General features: G+C 48.6%; 12 protein-coding genes and 3 pseudogenes. 8 read left to right on the top strand and 7 right to left on the bottom strand.

Going from position 1 to position 16,763, the window contains the following annotated elements; genetic code table 11:
- Positions 1 to 59 precede the first annotated feature (59 nt).
- Positions 60 to 2,741, top strand: coding sequence for a KAP family P-loop NTPase fold protein (locus R50912_RS08510; RefSeq protein ID WP_042233965.1), 2,682 nt, complete (start codon positions 60 to 62; stop codon positions 2,739 to 2,741).
- A gap of 126 nt (positions 2,742 to 2,867) precedes the next feature.
- Here R50912_RS08510 and R50912_RS08515 read toward each other — a convergent pair whose 3' ends face one another.
- From R50912_RS08515 to R50912_RS08525, 3 genes are all read right to left on the bottom strand, one after another.
- A complete protein-coding gene (locus R50912_RS08515; RefSeq protein WP_042233968.1) occupies positions 2,868 to 4,373 on the bottom strand; it encodes an amidase in 1,506 nt (501 codons plus the stop codon).
- Positions 4,374 to 4,498: 125 nt separating this feature from the next.
- The gene (locus tag R50912_RS08520; RefSeq protein WP_042233970.1) at positions 4,499 to 4,864 is read right to left on the bottom strand and encodes a helix-turn-helix transcriptional regulator; all 366 of its coding nucleotides are present in this window, start codon (positions 4,862 to 4,864) and stop codon (positions 4,499 to 4,501) included.
- Entirely contained in the window at positions 4,851 to 5,432 is a 582-nt protein-coding gene (locus R50912_RS08525; protein WP_042233971.1) for an LOG family protein, read from the bottom strand. The genes R50912_RS08520 and R50912_RS08525 overlap by 14 nt, the downstream gene beginning before the upstream one ends.
- Before the next feature lie 611 nt (positions 5,433 to 6,043).
- Here R50912_RS08525 and R50912_RS08530 point away from each other — a divergent pair.
- On the top strand, positions 6,044 to 6,712 hold the full coding sequence (locus R50912_RS08530; RefSeq protein WP_042241912.1) for a YukJ family protein: 669 nt from the start codon (positions 6,044 to 6,046) through the stop codon (positions 6,710 to 6,712).
- A 355-nt stretch (positions 6,713 to 7,067) separates the two neighbouring features.
- Here the strand turns inward: R50912_RS08530 and R50912_RS08535 are convergent, their stop codons facing one another.
- The gene (locus R50912_RS08535; protein WP_042233973.1) at positions 7,068 to 7,922 is read right to left on the bottom strand and encodes a CPBP family intramembrane glutamic endopeptidase; all 855 of its coding nucleotides are present in this window, start codon (positions 7,920 to 7,922) and stop codon (positions 7,068 to 7,070) included.
- A 256-nt stretch (positions 7,923 to 8,178) separates the two neighbouring features.
- Here R50912_RS08535 and R50912_RS08540 point away from each other — a divergent pair.
- The 5 genes and pseudogenes from R50912_RS08540 to R50912_RS08555 form a co-directional block, all read left to right on the top strand.
- Positions 8,179 to 8,484 (top strand): annotated as a pseudogene (locus R50912_RS08540) (PTS sugar transporter subunit IIA); the annotation flags it as partial.
- 248 nt (positions 8,485 to 8,732) lie between these two features.
- Positions 8,733 to 8,843: pseudogene (locus R50912_RS36415) on the top strand (family 1 glycosylhydrolase); the annotation flags it as partial.
- 66 nt (positions 8,844 to 8,909) lie between these two features.
- Positions 8,910 to 9,662 (top strand): annotated as a pseudogene (locus R50912_RS08545) (family 1 glycosylhydrolase); the annotation flags it as partial.
- Between the two features lie 429 nt (positions 9,663 to 10,091).
- Positions 10,092 to 11,351 carry a tyrosine--tRNA ligase gene (gene tyrS, locus R50912_RS08550; RefSeq protein WP_042241914.1) on the top strand — a complete coding sequence of 420 codons (1,260 nt, stop codon included), beginning with the start codon at positions 10,092 to 10,094 and terminating at the stop codon, positions 11,349 to 11,351.
- A gap of 559 nt (positions 11,352 to 11,910) precedes the next feature.
- Entirely contained in the window at positions 11,911 to 13,476 is a 1,566-nt protein-coding gene (locus R50912_RS08555; protein ID WP_052416121.1) for a transposase, read from the top strand.
- A gap of 151 nt (positions 13,477 to 13,627) precedes the next feature.
- On the opposite strand, the gene R50912_RS08560 is transcribed toward R50912_RS08555, so the two are convergent.
- The 3 genes from R50912_RS08560 to R50912_RS34870 all read right to left on the bottom strand — a co-directional run bounded on the left by R50912_RS08560 (position 13,628) and on the right by R50912_RS34870 (position 15,550).
- Entirely contained in the window at positions 13,628 to 14,749 is a 1,122-nt protein-coding gene (locus R50912_RS08560; protein WP_331281927.1) for an IS4 family transposase, read from the bottom strand.
- A gap of 473 nt (positions 14,750 to 15,222) precedes the next feature.
- Complete coding sequence (locus R50912_RS08565) at positions 15,223 to 15,408, bottom strand: hypothetical protein (protein ID WP_042233978.1); 186 nt, start codon at positions 15,406 to 15,408, stop codon at positions 15,223 to 15,225.
- A gap of 4 nt (positions 15,409 to 15,412) precedes the next feature.
- Complete coding sequence (locus R50912_RS34870) at positions 15,413 to 15,550, bottom strand: hypothetical protein (RefSeq protein WP_156123023.1); 138 nt, start codon at positions 15,548 to 15,550, stop codon at positions 15,413 to 15,415.
- Between the two features lie 174 nt (positions 15,551 to 15,724).
- Here R50912_RS34870 and R50912_RS08570 point away from each other — a divergent pair, with 174 nt between their 5' ends.
- A complete protein-coding gene (locus tag R50912_RS08570; protein ID WP_042233980.1) occupies positions 15,725 to 16,756 on the top strand; it encodes an FIST signal transduction protein in 1,032 nt (343 codons plus the stop codon).
- The last annotated feature ends 7 nt before the right edge of the window (positions 16,757 to 16,763 follow it).

Consider the following 16,763-nt stretch of genomic DNA (forward strand, 5'->3'; position numbering starts at 1 on the left):
ATAGGACTGGGATTTTTTACATAATGTAATAGCCAAATGCTGCTAAAGGGTGATTCTACTTGAAATCAAAATATATTAAAATCAAATGGTTTGGGGCACATCTACTGTTCCCCATGGGTTTTGCCGCGTTCACCTACCTTGTATTACTGGTCCTTAGAATCTCTGCAGCCCATTTATTCGCAAGAGAATATACAGGCTATATTAAAGAATTTATTGTATTAACTTTTGTTATTGTAGGAGTACTTAGCCTATTCAGATATAGTCAAACGCTGTGTAATTCTCAGAGAGATAAGAAAAATTTGCTACAAAACCGAGCTTTTCTGCTCTTGAATAGTATTGCTATCGCTGTAGTTGTGGATCACACCTTTAATGATAAGCATTCAAATTTTACTGGCCCTCTGTTCTCAGATTTATATGATATAACAAATTTGCTGTGTATGTTGTCATTGGTTCTAGCATTTATCGAATTGGTAAATTATGCATTATTTAAAATATGGACTTACTATTTGAAATTAATAGAAGCTAAATCAAAGAAAGGTGAAGTGAAGGGAGAAAATCAGAAGAATTGCAATGATGTAGGCTCTGATCAGAAGGAACAAAAATTTAGCACTGAATCATCCTTGGGGATAAATGGAAAAGATGTACTGAACCGTGAGCCTTTTGCCGAGCATGTTGCTAGTGCAATTATAAAACACACAGATCAAAAAACTGCTGGTTCATTGACAATTGGTTTGTATGGTCCGTGGGGATCAGGCAAAACTTCAATTTTTGACATGATGGAACGGAAATTTGCCGAAAAGGATGTAAATCCGGTTATCATTCGATTTCAGCCCTGGTTTTTTGGTAAGGATTATATGAACTTAATTCCCGAATTTTTAAATAAGCTCATAGATGCTATAAGAGAGCATTCCCTTACATACGATCCTGGGTTGATCCGAATTTTGAAAACATATCGAAAATATCTTACGCCAATAAGTCTTCGCCCGCCAGGATTAATCATTAACTTTAAGGATTTCTTTGGTCATTCTGAGTTCAGTAAGGAGTACACTGAGGCAGAAGAACTGAGAGAGCAAATTATTGAGAGGCTGAAACTTGCGGATATCAAGCTTATCGTATTTATTGATGATTTGGACCGTCTAGACAATAAAGAAATTCAAATGATATTCAAACTTGTCCGTATGATTGCCGATTTTCCTAAAATAACATATGTGATTGCAATGGATGAAGAAATTGTAACGAATTCGCTAGCTCAAATGTATTCAAAGGAATTCAGTGCCGATGTTGGAAAGAACTATTTAGAAAAATTTATTCAAATTCCATTATACATACCTTCTCCAGATCCTATTCTTCTGGCAAATCTAGGTTGGGAATTGTTGGAGCCTGTACTGGATAAGGAATGGGGTACTGCTAATCAACAGCAAATAAAGAACATTTTAATTGAAATGGAGACTTCCCCGCGAAATTTGCAGCGGCTAAGTAATATTTGCAAGGTTTATATGCCCCTCATGGGAAACGATGTTCATAAACTAGATCTGTTTAGTTTACTGACGATTAAAGTGTCGACACCTGGTCTTTTTGACTTTATTTTGAAACATGCGGATTTTTTCTTGGGGAAAGTAAAAACAAAAGAGGTTAGAGATGCTATTTTTAATGACTTGAGTAAGTATTCAAGACATCTTTCTTTTTTAAAGAAAATTTTCCCTTTAGTGGGCGTTGCTGGGGAGGTGAACTCAGACTGGATATTACAAAAAAGGTTGGGTTCACCTGAGCACTTTTGGACGTATTTCATGTACTCCGTACCGTCTGGAAAACTATCCGAGTCCGATTACGAATCTTTAAATGATACTCTAGACCGGAATCTTCCTTATTTGGATATTGCCAAAGTGTATAACAATTTGTCCAGCAAAAGTAATAGCTATGCACTTAATAAAAGCCTTAAAGAAAGGATGGCTGTATTTCCTGTAGAAAGGAAATTACGGCTACTTTCATTTATAATTATTCACTTTCATGAGGAATATAAAGAGCCTTTTCAGAATCAACTGCACCGTTCTCTTATCATAGAATTGCTAGTTGATCTTTCTAGCAGTCCCGAAGTGGATGCCGTCTACAAATTACTGATGAAAGATATTAAAAACTGGAGCTTAGTGGGGGAAGTTTATACTCACAAATTCGGTAAAACTCTTTTGAATGGACAGTTAAAAGATTTCTTTGAAGAGGATATCAAATACGATTTTTTGATTGAGCATTCAAAAGAAGATATTGAGAAAATGTTCACCGTATGGTTTGAAGCAGTGTCGATAAAACAGAAGAAAAGAGTATTAACCTCATGGGCGAAGGAACATGGGGTCAGTTCGACAGTCCGTTTTCTAATTAAAGATTCGCATCTTCAAGAAGATTATGTTCTGCTATTTATGTACGTTAATATTCTTAAAAGCATACCTTTGAAGCTCATCAAAGATGAGTTGAAGGAAGTTAAAAAGATTGACAGTTTAAAAGCTGCCATTGTCGAACTTAAAAATACTGATCAACCGCAACTAGTTATATTAAGTTATATGGACAATTGTATCTATGATTATGTGCTGAAAGAGCTCAATGAACATGATTATAAAGCTAAACTAAAAGATGATTTTAATAATGCTGTTATGTCTCTGTGTATGCTAGGTAATTCTGTGAGAATATCTGAAATTCGTAATAAACTCATGGAAATAAGGAAGTACAATAGAGAGAGTCCGAGGGACTAATCCCTCGGACTCTTCGTCAAACCCTGCATACGGGTTTCTAATTAAGCTCCTGTTTCTAGTATCAGGCATTAGCTTGCAGCTTGTGTTATAACTTATTTTCTAAGTACTTAGTCTTATCTAGTCCTATCAGGCAAACAGCGGATTGCCCTGCATGCCCACCCAGAGCGGCGACTGTTCCAGACAAGCGGCCAGTTGAAGCAGCAGATCCTCGCGTCCCTTGGAGGCCATGACCTGAACCCCGATCGGCAGGCCTTCCGCCGTGAGATGCACTGGTACGCTCATCGCCGGCTGACCGGTCAGATTCGCCAGCTGGGTGAAAGGCGTATAGGTTAGGCTGGGCTCGAACATCTCGTAGATCATCCGGCGCTGAGCGTCTTTGGACAGACTGCTGACTTCCAGCAGCTGCTGAATCTCCTCAGACGTCTGGGTCAGCTCTCCGATCTTCGGTGCAGAATCCGCATTCGCAGGTGTGATGTACAGGTCGAACCGGTCCATCAGCGCCGCCATCTGCGCGGCAGCCACATCCCATTCATGCAGGCTGTGAACGAATTCTGCAGCTGAGACCTGTTTACCGGCTTCGGCCAGCACCCAGGTAACAATATCCACTTCGCTTGCCGCAATCGTGCGGCCCATACCGCTCTCGAGCGACAGGAACATCGCCGATACCTCACCGGCATTCATCGTATAGTAGTTATCCATCAGTCTGACCCCGTTAACCGGACTCAGCTTCTCCTCGACCGCATAGCCTTCCGATTCCAGCCACTTTACAGTGTTCATCACAGCATGTACAGCTTCTTCTGATACCGGTGTGCCCACCGGTGAAGCTGTAGTGTACGCAATCCGCAGCTTCTGCTGCGCAGGCTTCAGCAGATCATCCAGATAGACCCCCGGATACAGCGGGGTCTGAAAAGCAGCTTCCGGCTGCACCACCTGCAGCAGATCAAGCATCGCGGCACTGTCGCGCACAGTCCGCGTCAGGGCGAAGTCGATCGACGCGCCCTGCCACTGGCGGCCGACGCCAGGGCCGACCGGCGTGCGCCCGCGCGTCGGCTTCAGTCCGAACAGGCCGGTGAACGAAGCCGGTATGCGGATGGAGCCGCCGCCGTCACTGGCTCCGGCCGCCGGAACAATCCCTGCGGCTACGGCCGCCGCAGCCCCGCCGCTGGAACCGCCGGGGGAATAGGCGGGGTTCCAGGGGTTGCGTGCCGGGCCGTGAAGCAGCGGCTCGGTAATATTTTTGAGGCCGAATTCCGGCGTATTCGTGTGTCCCAGCGGGATGAAGCCGCCGCGGCGGATACGGGCGACGTAATTAGAGTCCCGCTTGGGAATATTGTCCTTCATGAGCATGGCGCCCGAGGTCAGCGGTTCTCCGCCAATCGCCTGGGAGATATCCTTCAGCAGATAGGGTACGCCGGCAAACGGCCGGGAAGTGTCGCCATCAGGGACCGGCATCTCATCCGCTTCCTTCAGCGCTGCCTCCCGGCGGGTACGCACCACCGCATTCAGCAGCGGATTCATTTCATCGAGCCGGGCGAAGGCGGTTTCCACGAGCTCGCGGGGTGAGACTTCGCGTGCCTTGACAAGAGCGGCAAGCCCTAGAGCATCATAAGCGGAATAAGAAGACAACGACATGTGAATAACCTCTTTCTTGCAGGATGTGCAGGCTATATCGCTATAGATGCTTCTGCGGATAATGAGAATAGACGGGACCAGCTTCTCTAGTATACTTCGGGAGCGCCAGACTTCCCAATGGTCTGCTAGAATTCACCTGGGTCGATGCTTCTTCGCACAACCTGGATATCCTTGAGCGGCGGGAGGCCGAACAGTCTGCGGTATTCGCGGCTGAACTGCGAGGCACTCTCATAGCCTACTTCCATGGCAGCAGCCGTGGCACCCATGGAACCGCTCAGCATGAGCCGTCTGGCTTCCTGGAGGCGCAACTGCTTCTGATACTGCAACGGTCCCATTGCCGTAATGGCTTTGAACTTATGATGCAAGCCGGACACGCTCATATTATGGGCATCAGCAAGCTCCTGGACGGTGAAGGAGCGGCTGAAATTCTGATGAATCCATATGGTGCGCGGTAAGCCCGCAGCTGGAAGGAAACAATCAAGTCCGCTCATCCGTGAGATAGTTCTTCACCGGAGGCGGGGTATAATCAGCGAGTTGCTGCAGAATTCCCTCCGCAGTCGTATCGTTCAGCATGATGGAATGCTGTTTCTCCTGCATGAACTTCTCCTGGACCATGTTGCCGAACAGGGCAATCAGCGGATCGTAGTAACCGTTGACGTTCAGCAGCCCGCAGGGCTTCTGATGCAGACCGAGCTGCGCCCACGTAAAGATCTCGAAATATTCCTCCATCGTGCCCGGCCCGCCCGGCATGGCAATGAATCCATCGGCAAGCTCAGACATCTTCAGCTTCCGTTCGTGCATGGAGTCCACCATAATCAGTTCGGTCAGACGGGTATGCTCGATTTCTCTTTTCTTGAGAAAATGGGGCAGAACCCCGATCACGCGTCCCCCCGCCTGCATGACGCTATCTGCAATAGCGCCCATTAAGCCGACAGTAGCTCCGCCATAGATCAGCGTGATGCCCCGTGCAGCCAGCTCTTTGCCCAGAGCAACAGCGTACTCTTTGTAGACGGGCGAAGCGCCGTCATTCGAACCGCAAAAAACAGCGATACTCTTCATATAATGCTGACTCTCCTTTGCCTAAGTATCTGAAAATAACTTTGTGACGATGTTGCACCAGTGTATCTACATCCAAGATACCACACGATATCGTGTGGTAGAAGGATATGCTCAATGTTTAACCGCTCCTTTGCGGATGGTTTTAATGGACGGGCCCGATATGAAGTTCTTATGGGTCAGGTACCTCGATGTCTTCTCCCTATGTTGCCGAGGCATTAGCCCTTGTGCTTAACTATTATCAAAGTGAATCCCAATTCAACCGCAAGTTAACTGAAGGTGAGTTATATTCGCAGATTGTCAGATGTACTTTGCCGCCGGGCAGTTCCAAAGCAGCTGAAGGCAATGGCTTGCTCTTTCTGACCGCACCGGAGCTGCTGGCTGAGTATTGGAGAAACAATAAACCGGATTTGAACCATATTCATAATCCGCACCCTGACAAGGAGGTTCAATCATGCCCGAAGGAATGTCTTTTGAATTCAAGCTTTTCCTTGACCCTATTCAAAGAGGCTAATCTGCTGCTCGAGCAGGATATGTCCAAAACCAAATGGGCACTTGACCGATTGAAGCAAGCACATACAACACAAACTACACACAAAAAAGGAGCGATTATTATGCCGTTGAATCCATACGGAGTGTTAAAAGGAAAGATCATCAGAGGAATACCTGCACCACCCACAGGTGACAGCACCCCGCATTATCATGCAGTAGTCGAGGCTGCCGGCAGAGAATACAAATTGGCCATCAACGTTCAATCCACTGAGGAGCCTTCAGAGCTGCTCTATCTGGTCGGAGATAAATTTAATTCTGAGCAGATTACCCACCTGCAGAGTTTAAAGGACGGGGTTACTAAAATTGGTAAATCCAACCGTGATGAATTTGCCTTGGACTACATCCGTGGCGGACTGTTTGACCCCTCCAAGATGATCGCACTTCGATACAATGAAGACGGTCCGGATAATGACTTGAATGAGAAAGTGGATGCTTATCTGCAACGTGCCATCAAGGATGAAACAGCCAAAATCTATGTATACGGCGAACCTTTCCCGGGCGGTATTCACAATATCCACATGAATCAAGGGAACGTTAAAAAATACAGAGCAGACGACGGCATCTGGCAGGATGGCGGAATTGTGATTCATTTTGAGCAGGAGGACAAATGGCTCGGCCTGTTCCTCGCCTTCCAGTCGCAATCCTGGTGCACAGATGACCAGGGCCATATGGAGCGTCCGGTAAGTGAATGCAATCACCTGACCCAAAAGTCTGCACAAGTGTCGGGATAGCCGAAAGTGGAATCGCAAAATATCAAGTATCTTCTGGATACGTACAATCAAATCCGTTTTTATGTGGATATTCTTGAATCAGCAGTACAAAGGAATGCGTGGAATTTCTGGTGACAATCCTCAGACTATAAAGGACCGCTACAAAGAATACATTGCTCAGCAGGATGAGAAACTGGAGCGAGATCTAGGGAACCGGATGAACGGAGCTTTACAAGCCGTACGGGGCAAATCCTAGCTGACTTACGCGGTATCCCAGATAAATGCACTAGAGCCTGTTCGCCCGGGTAATTAGAACCCATTAAGCAAGACCCTGCGGCTTCTTCTGCAAAGGTCTTGCTTTTTTACATTTAAACCTTCAATAATGTATCACGGATTTCCGGCTATGTACTTTCTTTCTCCGCAGCAGCAGAAGAATTCCGACAGCAAAGCCCATACAGGTAAGCGAAGCCGTTGTGGCGTAGCTGCCCGTCCAGATTACCAGATTCACATTCAGCAGCGAGTGGACGCCCACTACGATGAACAGATTCCGGGTCAGGACATAGAGGAGTGCAAACAGCATCCCGAGAATAACCAGCTGGATAAAATCATACACAAACTCCATTCCGTGAAGTCCGCCGTAAATCCGGTTCGGAATATGCATGAGGGCAAAGACTGTTTGCGAGATGAGCATCGCCTTAACTATGCGGGAGGAAGGCTTACCCGTTCCTGACAACCAATGATGGATCTGCACAAAAAGGAAGCCGCGGAAGATGATCTCCTCCAGCAAGGCATTGCCGAACAATTGTCCAAGCAAAGCGCCCAGAAACAGATTCGGAAAGTCGGCAAGGTCCTGATTCCATGTAAGTGCTGTACCGGCAATGAGATTGATGCAGGTACTCATTACATTGACAGCCAGCCAGAACACAAATGTCCATAGGCATCCGGCCAGCAGCTTCTCCCGTCTCAGTCCCAGATCCCGCAGCGGAATCCGGACCATTGCCCATAAATAAATAATGACAATTACCATGAGACCAAGCAGTCCCGCGCATAACGTGGCATTTATCCACCCGTGTGTCAGCCGGTTAATGTCATCGAAGGTCCCCTTTTCAAAGAAAAGGAGGTTCACCGTCATCGCGAAAATAATCTCCAGAATAATAAGGCCAACGATAAACCTGGCTGAAATACGTTTTCCTGTAAAAATCCCTGCATTTTCCCCTGTCTTAAGCTGCATATAAGTAACACTCCTTTGGATGAAGAAATATTTACCAGTAAATCCCTCTCTATTACTATATTGGCTATGCAATGGATTCACTGTCACAGAAGTCACAACAGTCACAGACGTCATTGAGGTCACACCGCTGCACTGCCATCATCCTGCCAGTCATAAACAGAGCGCTGCTATGGGCATAAGCTGATCGCGATTGGACCTCTGGGAACCTTCGTCGGAGACGGATTGTCCGGCGGTATGAACTGGCTGCAGCGGTACCGTAATGAATGTCTTCAAAACCAAGCATGCTATGGTTATCCGGGGCACTGACGGCATGGAACTCCTGATCCACGTCGCGATCAACACCGTGAAGCTGCGCGGCCAATTCTTCGAAGCGCATGTGCAGGCCGGTGATCCGATTCAGGCTGGCGACAAGCTGCTCACCTTCGATCTGGCGCAAATTGCACAGAATTATGATATTACAACCGCTATGGTCGTTACCAATACGGCTGATTATAAGCAGATTCTGCCGCTTAAGCTGGGCGAAGTAACATTCGGCGAACCGGTGCTGAACGCTGAGCTATAAGGTTACAGAATCCGCTTCATCCAAACAAAAGGCTATTAGTAACGGAGGGAAGTTTGGAACTCTAGGAGCGATAGCGTCCGCCTGAAAGCTTTCCGCAGGAAAGCTCGCATGGGAAGCATAAGCTATGTTTGGATTTCTACCGCTGACAGCGGAATAAATTCAGGAAATCCAAACATAACAGTGGCCGGAAGTCCCAACATCCCGCAGTTACGGCCTGCCTTTTATAACGAACAATAGGAGATGACAAAATGACGACTTTTCCACATGGCTTCCTATGGGGCGGAGCAATCGCTGCAAACCAGGCAGAGGGTGCTTTTGACGCAGATGGTAAAGGATTATCTACGGCAGATATGATGCCATACTATAAGAAAAAAGATTACACCAACCTCAAAGAGCTGATGCATGTCACCAGTGAAACGATCGAGCGGATTCATCCGGAATTCCGCATTGGCTGCATGCTTGCGCGTATGATCCATTATCCGGCGACCAGTGATCCGGAGGATGTGCTGCAGGCCCAGATTGATAATCAGTTTAACCTGATGCATACCGATGTGCAGGCACGGGGAAGTTATCCTCCATTCATGAAGCGTTATTTTGCCGAGAATAATATTGTGGTAGCCACTGAGCCTGGCGATCAGCAGCTCCTGCGTGAGAACACGGTGGACTTCATCTCCTTCAGCTACTATACATCGCTTATATCCACAGTTACCCCGGAGAAATACGGCGTGACCGGCGGCAATCTGTTCAGCACCGTGAAGAATCCGAACCTGAAAATTACTGAATGGGGCTGGCAGCTGGATCCGGTTGGCCTGCGGATTGTCCTGAAAGAGCTGTACGACCGTTACCAGCTTCCGCTGTTTGTGGTGGAGAACGGGCTGGGTGCGAAGGATAAGGTCGAAGAGGATGGTTCCATCCAGGATGATTACCGGATCGATTATTTACGCAAGCATATCACTCAGGTCAAGGAAGCGGTTCTGGACGGGGTCGAAGTCATGGGCTACACCGCCTGGGGGGCGATTGATATTATCAGCGCGTCGACTTCGGAGATGTCCAAGCGTTACGGCGTGATCTATGTGGACCAGGAGGATGACGGAAACGGAACGCTTGACCGGAAGAAGAAGAAGAGCTTTTACTGGTACAAGAAGGCAATTGCCAGCAATGGAGCGGATTTGGAGTAGGCAGCTCCTGGCTGGTGCTGCCTTCCGCATTGACAACAATTTTAGAAGCGGCTATACTTTCTGTAATCTTATAGTTGGTATACGTTGAACGAGCCAGTAGCAGACTTTGTCCCTGTTCCCAGAAAGCCGGGGGTTGATGGAACCTTGGTATATACAATGGACTGCGAATTACACCTCGGGAGTATCTTGGGTAATGCCAAGCGGAGCTAAGCGAACGATAACTCGCGGAAGAGTGGTACGGACATGTTTGAATGTGATGTCTGTGCAATTTGGGTGGTAACACGGTTAATTATAATCGTCCCTGTGTCTATATAGACAAGGGGCGATTTTTTGTTGCCCAAATTCGGGAATTGCAGAGTTACCCGGTAAGCTGGCTGTTTATCAATGCATACCAATTACACATAAAACATACCAAAGGGGCTGTACATGTTGAACATTATCGACGAGTTGCTGTGGCGCGACGCCATTAACCAGCAGACAGATGCGGACGGACTGCGCGAATTAACAGAGAGTAAGGCTGTATCGCTGTACTGCGGCGTGGACCCTACAGGCAACACTATGCATATCGGCCACCTGATTCCTTTTATGATGCTTAGACGCTTCCAGCTGGCGGGACACCGTCCGGTCATTCTGATTGGCGGGGCTACCGGAACGATTGGTGATCCGAGCGGACGCCAGAGCGAGCGCTCCCTGCAGACGCTGGAGCAGGTACAGGAGAATGTGGATGCGCTGACGGCCCAGATGAAGAAGCTGTTCATTACTGAAGGCGACAATCAGGTGCGGATGGTTAACAACTACGACTGGACCAAGGACATGAACGTCATCGAATTCCTGCGCGACATCGGCAAGAACTTCAGCATCAACACGATGCTGGCTAAGGACGTAGTCTCCAGCCGCTTGGACAGCGGAATCTCGTTCACCGAGTTCTCCTACCAGATCCTGCAGTCCATGGATTACCTGCATCTATACCAGCATGAGGATGTGCAGCTGCAGATCGGCGGTTCGGACCAGTGGGGCAATATCACCAGCGGCCTGGATCTGATCCGTAAGAAAGAAGGCAACGAAGCCAAAGCCTTCGGCCTGACCATCCCGCTTATGCTCAAGGCAGACGGTACCAAGTTCGGCAAATCCGCCGGCGGCGCCATCTGGCTGGATCCGAAGCAGACCACACCTTACGAGTTCTACCAGTTCTGGGCGAACACCGATGACCGCGATGTGGTGAAATACCTGAAATACTTCACCTTCCTGAGCAAGGAGGAAATTGAGGCGCTTGCTGAGAAGGTGGCGACGGAGCCGCATAAACGCGAGGCACAAAAAACACTGGCCGAAGAGATGACCCGCTTCGTCCACAGCGAAGAGCTGCTGGAGCAGGCTAAACGCATCAGCGCTGCGCTGTTCAGCGGCGATATCCGCTCGCTGACCGCCGATGAAATCGAAGAAGGCTTCAAGGAGATGCCGACCTTCACCGCAGATAAGGAATCGAAGAACATCGTGGACTGGCTGGTGGAGCTGGGGATTGAACCGTCCAAACGCCAGGCGCGTGAGGATATTACCAAGGGTGCAATCTCCATTAACGGGGAGCGCGTCAATGAGCTGGAGACGGAGATTACGGCGGAGCAGGCCATCGGCGGCAAGTTCATCATCGTCCGCAAAGGCAAGAAGAACTACAGCCTGGTGAAGTTGGGCTAAGCTATAGCTTCTGGTTGGGAAGTCCATAGGTAAAAAGGTAAACAGATAAACCATAAGAGGCTATCCCGCTGTGTCAGCAATGACGGGGATAACCTCTTTTTTATAAGGTGATTTATTGTTTTGGGGTGCCTGCAAAGTACCTAAGTGGTCAGCGTGGCTGTGAGGAGGTAATCAATAGTCGCAAGGAAGTGAGTGTGGTGGTGGGCTAGGTGATCAGTAGTCGCAAGGAAGTGAGTGTGGTAGTGAGCGAGGTGATCAGTAGTCGCAAGGAAGTGAATGTGCTGGTGAGCGAGGTGATCAGTGGTCAGCGAGGTAAGGATGAGGTAACCAGTAGTGTGGTAGTGAGTGAGTTGATGTGTGGTCAGCGTGGTAGTGAGCGAAGTGAACAGTAGTCAGCGTGGTGCGAAGTAATCAGTGTTCAGCGTGGTAAGGAGGAGGTAACCAGTAGTCAGCGTGGTAGTCAGCGAGCACAAGCCCCACTCTTGTGGGGGGATTCTCCTATATCCGTATATAATTGTTAATTGTTGTATGAAAGAGTCAATTTCATAATTCCAAACCCTTGCTGGGACTGTTTTTTTTAGGCATAGAAAAAGGAGTACCTCCCCAAGTTCTCGAAGATATAGGCGACCAAACCAACACCCGAGAACGAAAAGAGGTAATCCCTATCTATTCCATTCGACAAGAAGAACTGTTTTCCTTCAAGGAATTGTTCCTGATGCGCCCGGAAGATAAATACAGCCAAATCTTTGAACACTTAGATCTCGCCAAGGTTCTGCACGTTCTTCGGAAAAAGAACAACCGGGGCCGGCCCGAACAACTGAATGTACCTGCCATGATCTATTCCTTGCTCATCGCTAAAATGGAGAACATCGAGTTTGTTTCTTCCCTGGTCTGGCGTCTTACCCATAGCGAAGAGTTTCGGGCGCAGTGCCGATTTACCGGCTCCGATAATATCCCGAGCGAATCTTCGTATTCCCGTTTGATTCATGCGCTGGAGCACACGGGGATGCTTGAAAAACTGCAGGATACCTTGGTGACCTCTGCCCTAGAAGAAGGCTTTGTAACCGGCACACATATTGCCGTGGATTCCTCCATGGTCGAGGCTTGGGATTGCCAATTTAGCGAATCGGCCGCCAAGCGCCGTGCGGCTCGCCGAGGGCAAAAGCCAAATGAGGCTCCAGGAGCCCAGCAACTTCAGTTCAAACTTCCCGAGCCTGAGCCTGAGGCGGCTGTGAACGAACCACCGAAGAAACCCGTCTACGACAAGCGTGGACGTCCAACGAATGCGGCAAGGGAACGCCGGCGTCAGGAACAGGAAGCATATGACCAAAGTCTCGGACCGTTTCAGAAAACCATTGAAGCGATGTTACCTTACACGTATGACGAACTGCTGGCCGCGCTGCCCCGGCATGCCGCGCGTTGTGACAAGAAAAATACGAAGGGTCGAATGACGAGCTACTACGGTTTCAAGGCGAATCTGCTCGTCGATACGGACTGCCAGTATATCTTGAGCGGCCTCTTTAGTTCGGCGAATCCGAATGACCAGCGCATGGCCGTTATTCTTCTCAAAGGCCTGCCCCTGAAGTTTCCCACACTGAAGGTAAAGCATATCTTGGGCGACAAAGGGTACGACTGCGCGTCTATCTACCAGTTGATTCATTCGTTAGGTGCCTATCCGGCGATTCCCATGATTCACCGCAAAGATCCGCCCGAGGGAATGAACGTGGACTACACGCCGGTATGCTCCCAAGGACATGCCTACCGCTACGACAGTTTTGATGCCAAGTACGAAACGCTGAAGTATACCCAGCCGAGCGAGTGCACAGGCTGCCCACTACTGGGTTCCGGATGCCAAAAGGTGTTTAAAATCCGCATCCAAACGGATTTGCGTAAGCATACCTATCCCGCAAGAGGGAGCGAAAGCTTTACAGAGCTGTACAAAAAGCGTACGGCAGTGGAACGTGTTTTTGCCTATCTCAAAGAGTATTTTGGCATGAAACGCACACGTCACCGCGGCGTACGGGCAAGTGTCGATTTCCAGCTCAGTACACTAGCTTACAATCTTAGTAAGTTTGCATTGGACAAGTTGAACAAACAGTTGAGCAAATCCCAGCAAGTAGCCTGATTTTCTAAAAAATGACCTCAGATTTGGGGCCGAGTCTAACTATTCAGCAAACTGAATTATGAAATTGACTCTGAAATACAACATTTACCCTCTTTCAAGCGGATTATCCTGACAATTGTTGTATTTCATACAGGCCTGTTGATTCCCCATATTATGGGATGGATATAATCCCCAAAACCCCTTTGTTCCTGAGCAGACTAAGTTGAACCTGCCACTCCAGCGGAAGACTAAATATACGCCAATGCTGCATAAATTCCCAAAGGGTCAGTTGAGCAAAGGCAGGCACGTTGGGGTGGATTTCATCATAAACGCGTTTCAGAAGCACATAGACAGCAAGGGCCACAAACAATTGGCTGTATACCGCATTTTCGGTGGTTCCAAATAGACATGGCACGTTCAGATGCTGTTTAATCCAGCGGAAAAAGACTTCAATTTCCCAGCGTGCCTTGTAGATTTCAGCGATCACATGAGCGGACTCTTTTCTCAAATCGGTCACGACCCGTACGACTTCACCCCGGTCATTTTCAAATTCTACGACCCGGTGGCGCTGAGCAGATTGGCACTTCCCTTGACCGATATAACAAGTAATATCACGAACAATTTTCGTTTCTCCCTCTGCGGGTCGCTGGAGTTCTCTTGGCTTCACCAAATGGAGATTGTCTTTGAGTCGAATCACAAACGACTGGCCCTGGAGCACATATTGATCCAATCTGCTGATTTTTCCATACGCCCGATCCTGTACCAAAATGTAGTCCGTATCTGCCAAGACTTCTCCAAACGGAGCGTCATTGCGCTTCGCGATCGATTCCTTCACGTTCAGGGGTGAACGCTGGCCATGCGAAAGAGCAACATGCAGCTTAATGCCCCCTCTGAATTTTTTGTACGAGGCCCAAGGCATTCTAGAGTTCGCCGCCGTGACCGTAGTCGAGTCAATCAGCAAAAGATCTTTAGGAAGGTTCAAATGCCGCCGGGTTTGGCGGTTACATTTCGTGACGAGCAGTTGAAAGATACGTTTGAAGATTTCGTAAGGGACTTCACCGGCCTTGCCGGAAAGGGTGGAGTAATGAATTTCTGGCAAGTCAAAGCTTGGGCCTAAGCGGGCACTCTGCCGGAATCCGTCCCATTTGTGGTAGCAGGCTTGGACAAAGTAATTGAGCAGCAACCCGACGGTCATTTTGGTTCCTCTATCCACGTAGTCCTCGGTTTGTCCGGTCACCATTTGGACTTCTTCCGGTGTTACACTTGTTTGAAAACGGCTAAAAATGGGGTATATTTATTCATGAGGTCGCCTCATTTCGGTTTGGTTTGGTCGTACTTACCATTACCCGAAATGGCGGCCTTTTTCGTCCCTTTTTTTGGGAAATCAACACGCCTATATTTCATACAACAATCCCCTCAAACTCCGTGGAAACTAGGGGGGCAGAGTTGTAATACGTACAACATTTCTGCCTGGACGGGCAGTAAAGCTTAATCTTTGCTCAAAAAACTCATTCGCTGTCGGTCAGAACGCTCAGCACACACCCAGCACACACCCAGCACAGCCTCATATTCCCCGCAGCAGCCGGAAGCCCGGCCCTGCACCGAATGAATATCGGTGCTTGAGAAAACAGTTGGCTCCTGCGGCGCTGCTGGAATCTACATCTTTTTGTCATTGATAATCATTATCACATGATCTGTTGTTAGAGATAGAATCGAATTGAGAAGTGAGGGTACTACACTAATCGGCTTAATCAGGTGTAATCCGGCTTAATCCTCAAGCAGCGCCAGCTCGTCTTCGAGTTTGGCAATCTGCTCGCGGATGGCCTTTGCCCGCGCTTCGTCTTGCGCCTTTACTGCCACCGCCAATTCTTCTGCAGCTAATTCGATCTGGTATTCCAGATAGGTGTAGTCCGATGCGGCAGCAGGGTGACTGGAACGCTGTGAATAAGTCATGGCCTCACACTTCCTTTCTGTTATTAATGTGATGCCCGGCTCTGAGCATCGCATCCATCGTATCCATCGCATCCATCGCATCCATCGCATCTACAGTATGTTCATGATACAGCCTTTCTGTAAGCCGCTCAACCTTAGTCACCCGTGACAGCCGTATTTTTGCGCCGGAAATAAGGCTTTGGCGAGGGGATTGCGACATTATTCACAGACAGTAGGCCCGGTTCTGGTTTTACCATAAGAAGTATTGAAAATTAAAGCTTAATTTTTCAGTAACGTTTGCAGGGGGAACTCCCGCGGAGGAAGGTTGATATACATAATGAAAGCTTTATCTTTTAACACATTGGGCGAAGCCAAGCGGCATCTGGAACAACTGGATAGCAGCAGAGGCTTGGTGCTGTTCGCTTCCGCTGCGGCAGTCAGCGAATTGTCCCGGCATGCACCCTCCCGGGCGGTATTGTGCTCAACCAAAGGCGAATATACCCCGCAGGGCTACCGCAGCGGCGTAGTCACTGGGTTCGAATACGAATCAGGGATAGCCGATATTGTGGAGATCCTGCATCCGCCCGTGCTTAGCGGCAATGTGCTAAGTGCCTCATATCACAAAGTACAAGGCAACTCTAATGCCTTTCTGCTGCTGCTATGTGACGGTACAGGCGCGATGGAGGAGACGATCCTCTCCTCGCTATTTTTCATTGCCCCGGAGTTCAAGATTATTGGGGGTAGTGCAGCGGATGATGAGCATGGAGAGACTTATATTTACATAGGAAGCCGCCGGGTGCAGAACCTGGGGATTTTCTTCAATATGCCGGGTCGTACTGCACTGGTTAAAGAAAATATTTATGTTCCCACCGGGACAACGCTGCTGGTGACAGAAGCCGATGTGTTCGGCAGAACGGTGTATTCCTTCAACGGACGTCCTGCTGCGGAAGAATACGCGCGCGTGCTTGGTGTCCCGGAGTCGGAGCTGGCAGAGCATTTCCTGAGCAGCCCGCTGGGCAAAAGATACGAAGACGATCTGATCATCGCCTCACCGATGACCATTAATCCGGATGGCTCTGTCACATTTTACAGCCAGGTTATGTCTAGTACTTATGTAGAGGTGCTGAGTGCAGCAGATCCGCTTGCTGTGCTGGGGGAGACGCTGGGCGGGAGCCCGTACAAGCCTTCCTTTGTGCTTAACATTAACTGTACGCTGCGGGACCAGCTCTTCATCCGGGACGGTCTGTGGGCGGATTTTGACAGGACTATGCTCGGATTCTGCGGCAACACTACAGGTTTCATCAGCTACGGAGAGCAATATTATAAAAAGCATGCCAACCAGACCATGATTCTGCTGCTGGTTGAATAAGGGAGAG

The organism is Paenibacillus sp. FSL R5-0912 (assembly GCF_000758605.1).
GTDB lineage: Bacteria > Bacillota > Bacilli > Paenibacillales > Paenibacillaceae > Paenibacillus_AQ.

Bases quoted from the DNA above. Each gene is read 5' to 3' on its own strand.
- R50912_RS08535 (WP_042233973.1), bottom strand. From the start codon at position 7,922: ATGCAGCTTAAGACAGGGGAAAATGCAGGGATTTTTACAGGAAAACGT.
- R50912_RS08525 (WP_042233971.1), bottom strand. From the start codon at position 5,432: ATGAAGAGTATCGCTGTTTTTTGCGGTTCGAATGACGGCGCTTCGCCC.
- R50912_RS08570 (WP_042233980.1), top strand. From the start codon at position 15,725: ATGAAAGCTTTATCTTTTAACACATTGGGCGAAGCCAAGCGGCATCTG.
- R50912_RS08565 (WP_042233978.1), bottom strand. From the start codon at position 15,408: ATGACTTATTCACAGCGTTCCAGTCACCCTGCTGCCGCATCGGACTAC.
- R50912_RS08520 (WP_042233970.1), bottom strand. From the start codon at position 4,864: ATGAGCGGACTTGATTGTTTCCTTCCAGCTGCGGGCTTACCGCGCACC.
- R50912_RS08515 (WP_042233968.1), bottom strand. From the start codon at position 4,373: ATGTCGTTGTCTTCTTATTCCGCTTATGATGCTCTAGGGCTTGCCGCT.
- R50912_RS08530 (WP_042241912.1), top strand. From the start codon at position 6,044: ATGCCGTTGAATCCATACGGAGTGTTAAAAGGAAAGATCATCAGAGGA.